Annotated in this window: 9 protein-coding genes; 3 read left to right on the top strand and 6 right to left on the bottom strand. The window is 65.3% G+C overall.

The features are described 5' to 3' along the window. Positions 1-880 (top strand): PQQ-dependent sugar dehydrogenase (locus ACQKDV_RS16750; RefSeq protein ID WP_427785221.1); only part of this gene is annotated, 880 nt, incomplete at its 5' end. 187 nt (positions 881-1,067) lie between these two features. Here ACQKDV_RS16750 and ACQKDV_RS16755 read toward each other — a convergent pair. After that, on the bottom strand, positions 1,068-1,718 hold the full coding sequence (locus ACQKDV_RS16755; protein ID WP_427785223.1) for an exopolysaccharide biosynthesis protein: 651 nt from the start codon (positions 1,716-1,718) through the stop codon (positions 1,068-1,070). A 168-nt stretch (positions 1,719-1,886) separates the two neighbouring features. On the opposite strand from ACQKDV_RS16755, the gene yidA reads away from it, so the two are divergent. After that, positions 1,887-2,720: a sugar-phosphatase gene (gene yidA, locus ACQKDV_RS16760; RefSeq protein ID WP_427785225.1), complete on the top strand. Its 834-nt coding sequence runs from the start codon at positions 1,887-1,889 to the stop codon at positions 2,718-2,720. Between the two features lie 159 nt (positions 2,721-2,879). Continuing rightward, complete coding sequence (locus tag ACQKDV_RS16765) at positions 2,880-3,233, top strand: hypothetical protein (protein ID WP_427785227.1); 354 nt, start codon at positions 2,880-2,882, stop codon at positions 3,231-3,233. Between the two features lie 148 nt (positions 3,234-3,381). Here ACQKDV_RS16765 and aroD read toward each other — a convergent pair whose 3' ends face one another. From aroD to ACQKDV_RS16790, 5 genes are all read right to left on the bottom strand, one after another. Continuing rightward, entirely contained in the window at positions 3,382-4,290 is a 909-nt protein-coding gene (gene aroD / locus ACQKDV_RS16770) for a type I 3-dehydroquinate dehydratase (protein WP_427785228.1), read from the bottom strand. Between the two features lie 31 nt (positions 4,291-4,321). Then, positions 4,322-5,608, bottom strand: coding sequence for a carbohydrate porin (locus tag ACQKDV_RS16775; RefSeq protein ID WP_427785229.1), 1,287 nt, complete (start codon positions 5,606-5,608; stop codon positions 4,322-4,324). 96 nt (positions 5,609-5,704) lie between these two features. Beyond that, entirely contained in the window at positions 5,705-6,241 is a 537-nt protein-coding gene (locus ACQKDV_RS16780; RefSeq protein ID WP_427785231.1) for a disulfide bond formation protein B, read from the bottom strand. A 61-nt stretch (positions 6,242-6,302) separates the two neighbouring features. Next, positions 6,303-7,868, bottom strand: a complete 1,566-nt coding sequence (locus ACQKDV_RS16785; RefSeq protein WP_427785232.1) for a NosD domain-containing protein — start codon at positions 7,866-7,868, stop codon at positions 6,303-6,305. Then, a partial coding sequence (locus ACQKDV_RS16790) for a hypothetical protein (RefSeq protein WP_427785234.1) occupies positions 7,868-8,320 on the bottom strand: 453 nt, incomplete at its 5' end. The genes ACQKDV_RS16790 and ACQKDV_RS16785, both read right to left, overlap by 1 nt.

Genomic DNA, 8,320 nt, shown 5'->3' on the forward strand with positions numbered 1-8,320 from the left:
CCAGCACGTCTACATCGAAGGGCTGCATTCGCCGTTCGGCATCCAGCTCATCGGTGACACGCTGTATGTGGCCAACACCGGCAACATCATGCAGTACCACTACGTGCCCGGCGAAACCCGCATGACCGACAAGGGCCGCGAGTTCACCGATCTGCCCAGCACCATCAACCACCACTGGACCAAGGAACTGCTGGCCAGCCGCGATGGCAGCAAGCTGTACGTGGGCGTGGGCTCCAACAGCAACATCACCGAGAACGGCCTGGCCATCGAGTACCGCCGCGCCGTGGTACTGGAAGTGGACGTGGCCACCCGTGGCAGCCGCATCTTTGCCTCGGGCATCCGCAACCCCACCGGCCTGGACTGGGAGCCGAGCACGGGCAAGCTGTGGGCGGTGGCCAACGAGCGCGATGAGATCGGTGCCGACCTGGTGCCCGACTACCTGACCTCGGTAAAGGAAGACGGATTCTACGGCTGGCCCTACAGCTACTACGGCCAGCACGTGGACGAACGCGTGCAGCCGCAGCGGCCGGACTTGGTGGCCAAGGCCATCGTGCCCGACTACGCCATCGGCTCGCATGTGGCGCCGCTGGGCCTGCTGTTCTACACCGGCCAATCGCTGCCGGCGAAGTACCACGGCGGCGCCTTCATCGGCGAACACGGCAGCTGGGACCGCTCACCACTGAGTGGCTACGAAGTGGTCTACGTGGCGTTCAAGGACGGCAAACCGACCGGCCGCCCGCAGACCGTGGTCAGCGGCTTCACCTCCAAGGATGAAAAGACCCTGATGGGCGCGCCGGTAGGCATGGCGATGGACGCCGAGGGCGCGCTGCTGGTGGCCGACGACGTGGGCGATGTCGTGTGGCGGGTCTCGGCGAAGTAACCTGACCCTGGTAGAGCCGAGCCCACGCTCGGCCGCCGTGGCCTGGGTAGAGTCGACTGGGTAGAGTCGACTCGGTAGAGTCGACTGTTAGTCGACTAACGCGCGCAGCGCGAGGTCTTTTCGCACATTCATGCGAAGAGCAGTCGACTGACAGTCGACTCTACCGCCATCCCGCCGTTCCATGATCTCAGCGCGTACGCAGCCCACTGAATACCGATTCGGCCGCCAACCCCACGCCACCCAGCAGCACGCCGAAATACACCACCGTGGCCACCACGAACGCATAGCCCGCTGCCACCGCCGCCCCATCGCGCTGGATGAAACCAATCGCGAATGACATCAACGCCAGCGCGGGCAGGGTATTGCTGAAAGGGATCGGCCCGGCCGGAGCCATCAGCAGCAGCGTGGCAAACACCAGCGCCAGGTTGTTCAGCCGCATCATCTTCTTCGACCGCACCATCACCGCCAACCGCATCGGTCGCGACAGCCGCTCCATGCGGTGCACCCACTTCAGGGCGCGTCCCAGATTGGCTTTCAGTTTTTCTGTAGCCACCTCGCGCTCGGCCAGGCGGCGCGGCACCCACAGCGGGCGGTCGCGCACCCGGCTCAGGCCGATCAGCAGGATGGACGCACCGAACACCGTGCTCAACCCGGGAATGGAAACGGGGATCAGGAAGATCGCCGACAGCAGGATCACGATCAGCATCAGCCCTTCATCGCCCAGCGCCTGCAGCAGGGTGCCCACGCGGATCTGCTCGCCGGGCAGGCCGTGGATCAGATCCTCGATCTGCGCGGCCAGCGGCGCGGTGTCGGTAGCCTCGGGGGCGCGGTAGGTCATGCGTCTGGTTCTCCAGGGTAGGGCGGTCATCGGGGCCGTCCTGCGGTGGGGCGCACCGGCTTTCCAGAGTATCCCTGCCACGGCGCCTGGCGATATGAACCGCGCATGAGGCGGACAGGGCAGCCACTGCCCTAGAATGAGGGGACCCACATGCAAGGCTGGACGTAGATGGACATGGGCCGCAGGCAATCGACCATCGCACTGGTCGCCATCGACATGGATGGCACCCTGCTGGACCCCGGCCACAAACTCACCGCGCGGGCCAAGGCGGCCATCGCCCAGGCCCGCGCGCTGGGCGTGCACATCGTACTGACCAGTGGCCGCCCGGTGTCCGGGCTGGCACCGTTCCTGGCCGAACTTGGCATCGACGGCGACGATGACTACTGCATCGCCTGCAACGGCGGCCTGGTGCAGCGGCTGGGCACCGGCGAAAACGTGGCCGAGTTCCCGCTCAGCTTCGAGGATTTCCGGTACTGCGAACAGGTCGCACGCGATATCGGCGTACACTTCCAGGCCCTCGATGGCCAGCGCCTGTACACTACCAACCAGGACATCAGCCGCTACACCGTCATCGACTCCCACCTCTCGCACGTGCCGCTGTCGTACCGCCGCGTGGAGGACATGGATCCCTCGATGTCCTTCATCAAGCTGATGATGATTGACGAACCCGAGGTGCTGGATGCAGCCATTGCGCACCTGCCGGCGGCACTGACCGAACGTTTCGCGGTGTTGAAAAGCGCGCCCTTCTTCCTGGAAGTATTCGACCGCCGCGCGGGAAAGGGGCCCAGCCTGCAGAAGCTGGCCGAGCATCTTGGCATCGACCGCGCCGATGTGATGGCCATCGGCGACCAGGAAAACGACCTGACCATGCTGCAGTTTGCAGGCACCAGCGTGGCGATGGGCAATGCCATCGATGCAGTGAAGGCCACGGCGCTTTTTGAAACCACGACCAATGCCGAGGATGGCGCGGCGCGGGCGATTGAACGGTTTGTGCTGCAGTAATTGAGCGTAACCGACGGCGGACTCTCTGCGTGCGTGACCGGTGGATCCACGCCATCGGTGGATGCATTCCGCGCCAGGGCTCAAACGCTGCACGCCCCGCAGTGATGTTCAGGCAGCTGCGCAAGGTTCCCACAATGTTGCCGGGGCATGCTGTCCACCATGGCCCAGCCCGACCCCATCTACCTGCCTACGCGCCCGCGTGCCCACGGACGCCCGCGTCCGGTGCCCTACGCCGCGCCCAGGGTCGATCTGCAGGCCGAATATCAGTTCTGGCAGGCCTACGAACGCCTCGTGCGCCCGCTGCCCGGCGGTGGCCTGCGCCTGGCCTGGCTGGTGTTCCAGAATGTCTACCGCGCCCGCGAACGCTTCCCCGATGACACCCACGCCGCTGCACTGGCACGGGTCCTGTTCGGCAGCAACATGACACCCGGACGGGCCACCGAACTGCAGGACCTCTACGGCCTCGTCAGCCGCCGCCTGGCGACCGTCGCCGCACGAGCACCCCGGCCGTAGCGTCGAGCCTGCTCGACTGCTCTCCATGCACCGGTCATCCGCACGGCAGACACCGTTGCTGACGCGGTACGCCCTCCGGAAATGCGGGTGCCCGCCATCGGACACCCACAATTCCCCGTTGTCGCTGAGACGGGTCCTGCAGGCGGACCTACTTGCCTTCAACCGCCGCATGTACGGTATTCAGCACTTGGCGCAGCTGACCCACGTCCACCTGGCCTGGCGCCGACGGCGTACCGATCATGCCAAACGTCAGATCACTGCCGAACACTTCGCCAGACAGGCGGGTGATGGCGCCCAGGCCACCCATCGACATCGTCAGCTGCGGCTTGCTTGAATAGGTCGCGCGCATCTGCGCGGTAGCGTCGAGCAGCGCCAGTACGTCGGCCGGACTCTGCGGCATCACCGCGATCTTCAGGATGTCCGCACCCAGCTGGTCCTGGCGGCGCAGCCGCGCGACGATCTCAGATGCCGGGGGCGTCTTGTGGAAGTCATGGCTGGACATGACCACCTTGATGTTCTTTGCGTGGGCCTGTCCAACCAGTGCTGTGACCACCTCCGGTGAACGGAACATCTCCACGTCGAGCAGGTCGATGAAACCGGCCTGGATCAACTTCGCATACAGGGCGCCGTAGGCGGCGTCGGTGATCGGCTTGCTGCCGCCCTCGGCCTGGGTGCGGAAGGTGACGATCATGGGCTTGTTACGTGCAGCAACGGCGACCTGCTTGCCCAGTGCAGCGATACGGGAAGCATCGGTGGCGAAGTCGAGGTAATCGATGCGGAACTCGATGAGATCGGCATCGGCATTCGCGCCGATGATCCGGGCCTGTTCCAGCACCTGCGCAGCAGTGGCTCCAGTGGTCGGTACGATCGTCTTCGGCGCGCCTTCGCCGATCACCGTGTTGCGGATGGAAAAGGGGGCGGCGTGGCGTAGAGCGACCGGCGCGGCAGCGGCACTGGTAGCGGCTGCGGCTGCGGCCATGGCGGTGGAAGAACCTGCGGCGAGCAGCGGCAGAGCGAGCAGGATGGAGGCGGCAGCGCGCCGCGTGATGGATTTCATGGAAGGGCTCCAGTGGTGGAAGGACGATGGATCAGAAGGTGACCTTGGCCTGCAGGCCAAGCGCGAGCACATTCCGGGTATTGGTGTAGCGGAAGGTGCCGGGGTTGGTGATGTACTGCGCGTCCGGGCGCAGCGACAGCCACGGCTTCACCTGGAAGGTGTACGCCAGCTCCCACAGCTCCTCGGCCTGGTTGAGTTCCCAGTCGGTGTCGGTGATCAGCCCCATGGCCTGCCGTTGCAGTTGCTGCTCCAGCAGGTGGTGGTTGATCGAGGCGCGCACGTAGCCCAGTGCCACGCGGTCCTGTGGGCGGCTTGCGAACAGACCCTGGTACACCATGCCCGCCGAGACCCAGCGGTGCATCACCGCGGTCTGCTGGGACTGCGCGGTGTATTGCGCAAACACGCTCAGGCCGCCATTGACCGCGTTGTTGGTCAGCTTCTGGTCGGTCATCACGTAGCCGCCTTCGCGGCGACGCGCGGTCTGGTCGCTGCGGCTTCCAACCATCGGCTTGTCGGAGGTGTCGTAGTAGTAGCCCACCTTATAGTGGCCCGGGTAGTGCCCGCGGTCGGCGGTGCCCGGTGCCCACTCCACTTCCACCGGATAGAGATGGCCGGTGGTGCCGTGCTCATGCAGGCTCCAGCGGTTTGCTTCCAGGTTGTAGTTGGTGTTGACCAGCACCATGCCGGCGCGCACCGTGACTTCCGGCGTGGGGTGCACGGTGACGTGTGTTGCCCAGCGTGGGCGGGGCCAGTTGGTCCAGCCGGCGCTGGTGGAGAGCGAGATGGGGTGCGCGCAGAGCGCGGCATTCACGAAGTTGGTCATGATCTGGTTGATGCCGAAATCATTGCCCATCACGTAGTAGCCGGCCTTCCAGTTCAGCGTCCGGTTGAAGAAGTTCTGGTCGTAGCTCAGTTCGGTCAGGCGGGTGAACTGATCGCTGTAGATCTCCTGGATAGGCATGTAGTCGTTGCCTGCCAGTTCGCCGGAGGTGCTTCGGCCGCGCCGGTCGTTCACGGTCAGGTGGAGTCGTGCATCGCCCCACACATCGGTGAGCTTGCCCAGGTCCAGGTCGACGCCGACCTGGGTCTGGAAAGCGTTGCGTGCACTATGGTCGATACCGCCCTCGACCACACCCATCGCTTCGGTGATGAAGCCGCCGCGGAGGGAAATGCCATTGGCGGCCCATTCGCTGCGCGTGCCACCCCAGTTGCCGGTCATGGTCTTGCCGGTATACAGGTCGTCAGCGGTCGGCGTCGATTGGGCGAAGGCGGAGGGAGCGACCAGTGCGGCCACCGTGCACAGCAGCGCGATAGCCAATGGGGATCGCCGGGGAAGGGGACGCTGGAGGGAACAGATGTTCATGTGCTTGCCTTGCAGGAAGGAGGAGGTTGGTAGAAGCAGAGAGGCGCCGACTCAGGGGCGGCGCAGGGGCGCGTTCAGGGCGAGCAGACTCCACACCGCCAGTGCCAGGAAGGTGATCAGGCTCCACGCCGGCATCGACAGTCCGAGGAAGGTCCAGTCCACCACCGCGCATTCGCCCGAGCCGGTGAGCACACGGCGCAGCACGTCAAACAGCGGCCAGGCCTCAAGCATGTGCGCCAGGTCGGGGCCGCACGCGGGCACCTGATCGGCCGGCAGCAGCTGCAGCCACACATGCCGCGTGGCAACGCCGGCGCCCAGCAGGGCGATCAGCACGCTCACAGCCACGTAGCTGCTTCGAACCACGAAGGAACGCGGGGCATGCAGGCTGCCCAGGAAGTACGTGGTGCCCAGCGCCATGAACGCACCGCGTTGCAGGGTGCACAGCGGGCAGGGTGCCAGCCCACCGAACATCTGCGTGTACAGCGCATACAGCAGAACACCGGCACAACCAAGCAAGCCGGCCAGAAACCGCTGCTGGAAGGTCCATGTCTTCGGATTCAGGTTGAAACGGGTCCACGGGCCGCGCATGACGGTCGCCTCGGGTAGGGAAGAAGCACCACGCCGGGGGGGCGTGGTGCGGGTGCTGCGATCAGTGGCCCAGCATCAGCGGTGCACTCAGGGGCGATGTGGCACCGTCGGTGGTGGTGACCGTCGCGGTGACATTGGCCGCCTTGGCCGCATCGGCCGACGCCAGCGGGAACACGAAGCTGGCGTTGCCCTTGGCGTCCACCGGTACCTGGATGAAACCGAGGTAGCGTTCGGCCTCGGTCATGCCGCGCTTGCTGTTGGCGAACATCTCTACGCGGTACAGGCTGTCGGGAATACCATTGAACTCACCGCGCACGCCGACACCTCCGTCACTGGCGCCCAGCGTGGCCAGCAGGGTCGGCGCGGCCTGGCCGTGGTTGGGCGAGGGCTCGCAGCCCTCCACCTGGCCATCCAGCGCGCAGATGGTTTCCAGCTTGGCCGGGTCACCTTCCACGCCGCCACCGCGGTTGCCGATGAACTTGCCGTGCTCCAGCCCGGGGACGTTGAACACGATGGCGCCTTTCAGCTCAGGCAGGCACGAGCCGCCCGCAAAGCAGCGGCGGATATCCTTGCCGTTGTCGATCATCACGTTGGCACTGATGGTGTTGACCGCCGGACCGGTCACCCGGTTGCGGCCTGGTGCGGCGTCCGCACCGGGTGCAGCCTGCGGCCGCACCGATACCGCCACACGGTTGCCGATCATCGTATTGCCGTCGACGATGTTGCCGGTTCCGCTCAGCGTCACCGCCGAGGAGATGCCGGTGAAGGTGTTGCCGGAAATGTAATTGCGGTTGCCCCAGTTGAGCTGCACGCCGTCGGACAGGTTTTCCCAGTGGTTGTGCACCACCACGTTGTCGTTGCCCCAGAGGATCTCCAGGCCCTGCGATGGCTCTTCGTTGTCCTTGTCATCGCTGGTGATGAAGTTGTCGGCCACCAGGTTGAATGCCGCGCCACGGGTCATCTCCATGGCATCGCCGTTGTTGATGAAGCGGTTGCGCAGGATGCGGTTGTGCAGCGTGGTGGTGGCGGTGGCATTACCCTTGCCATCGTCGGCGGTAACCATGATGCCGGCACCCCCCTTGTTGCCCACGATGCGGTTGTCATGGATGAGATTGCCGCTGGAGCGGTTCACCAGGATGCCGATGCAGAAGTTGCTGATTTCCAGTCCACGGATCTCCACCGCTTCGGTGTCGCGCAGGATCAGACCAGGCTTGGTCGTGGTGCGCACGTTGGTGCCGTACTGGCCCTCCACCGCACCCGGGCAGGCGCGGGTGCCAGGGCCGACCACATAGGCCGAACCGTCGATGGCGACGTAGGTGCCATTGCGCGCCCAGTCCACATTCTCGATGACCACCGGGCCCTTGATCGGCGGCAGCTCGCGGGTGGGCCTGATGATGTACGGGCCGGCGCCGATCGCGCTCAGCTCGATGCGGTAGTGGCCGGGGTTGGCGTTGTTGCGCTCCAGCGCCCAGCGCAGGGTGCCATCGCTGCCATCATCGGCGTAGCTGGTGACCTTCAATACCGTCTGGGTACCACGTGGCAGGGCCGGGCCAGCGAGGGTCTGGGCGAAGGCCGGGGTGGCCAGCAGGGCCAGCGCCAGCAGCGAACAGGTGCGGGTGATGTTCATCATGCATTCCTTGGAGAGACGAAGTGGTCACGCCGGGAGTGGGCACGGCCGAGGACGTGATCAGCGTCCTTGTCATGCCTGCTCCACAGGGTCTTGGTGCCGAAGCCCACGCGGTTGTCGGTGAACTTCAGATGCAGCAGGCGGATCTCCCAGACGGGCGCGGTCATGCCGTGCGCCTGTGGGAACCGCCGGTAGTACTGTTCCAGGGCCGGGGCGGCGTCAGCCGGCGTGTCCAGGTGTCTGGCGATGCCGGTGTACTGCAGTCCGTGGATCTGGTGGATGTCGCTGAACTGGTCGGTGATGGTGCCCGCCATCTGCGGGTTGATGGAAAGCATTTCGCCGTGGCGGGTATCCATCGAACTGAGCATCAGCAGCCGTGTGCCTTCGTCATCGAAGGCGTAGAACGCGTTTGCCGACCAGGGAATGTCGTCGTAGCTGGTGGCCAGCGAGAG

The sequence above is a fragment of the Stenotrophomonas sp. NPDC077659 genome (assembly GCF_050268705.1).
Classification (GTDB): domain Bacteria; phylum Pseudomonadota; class Gammaproteobacteria; order Xanthomonadales; family Xanthomonadaceae; genus Stenotrophomonas.

What these genes read in the sequence shown, in the direction of transcription:
- ACQKDV_RS16755 (WP_427785223.1), bottom strand. Translation starts at nt 1,718, where the DNA reads ATGACCTACCGCGCCCCCGAGGCTACCGACACCGCGCCGCTGGCCGCG.
- yidA (WP_427785225.1), top strand. Translation starts at nt 1,887, where the DNA reads ATGGACATGGGCCGCAGGCAATCGACCATCGCACTGGTCGCCATCGAC.
- ACQKDV_RS16765 (WP_427785227.1), top strand. Translation starts at nt 2,880, where the DNA reads ATGGCCCAGCCCGACCCCATCTACCTGCCTACGCGCCCGCGTGCCCAC.
- aroD (WP_427785228.1), bottom strand. Translation starts at nt 4,290, where the DNA reads ATGAAATCCATCACGCGGCGCGCTGCCGCCTCCATCCTGCTCGCTCTG.
- ACQKDV_RS16780 (WP_427785231.1), bottom strand. Translation starts at nt 6,241, where the DNA reads ATGCGCGGCCCGTGGACCCGTTTCAACCTGAATCCGAAGACATGGACC.
- ACQKDV_RS16785 (WP_427785232.1), bottom strand. Translation starts at nt 7,868, where the DNA reads ATGAACATCACCCGCACCTGTTCGCTGCTGGCGCTGGCCCTGCTGGCC.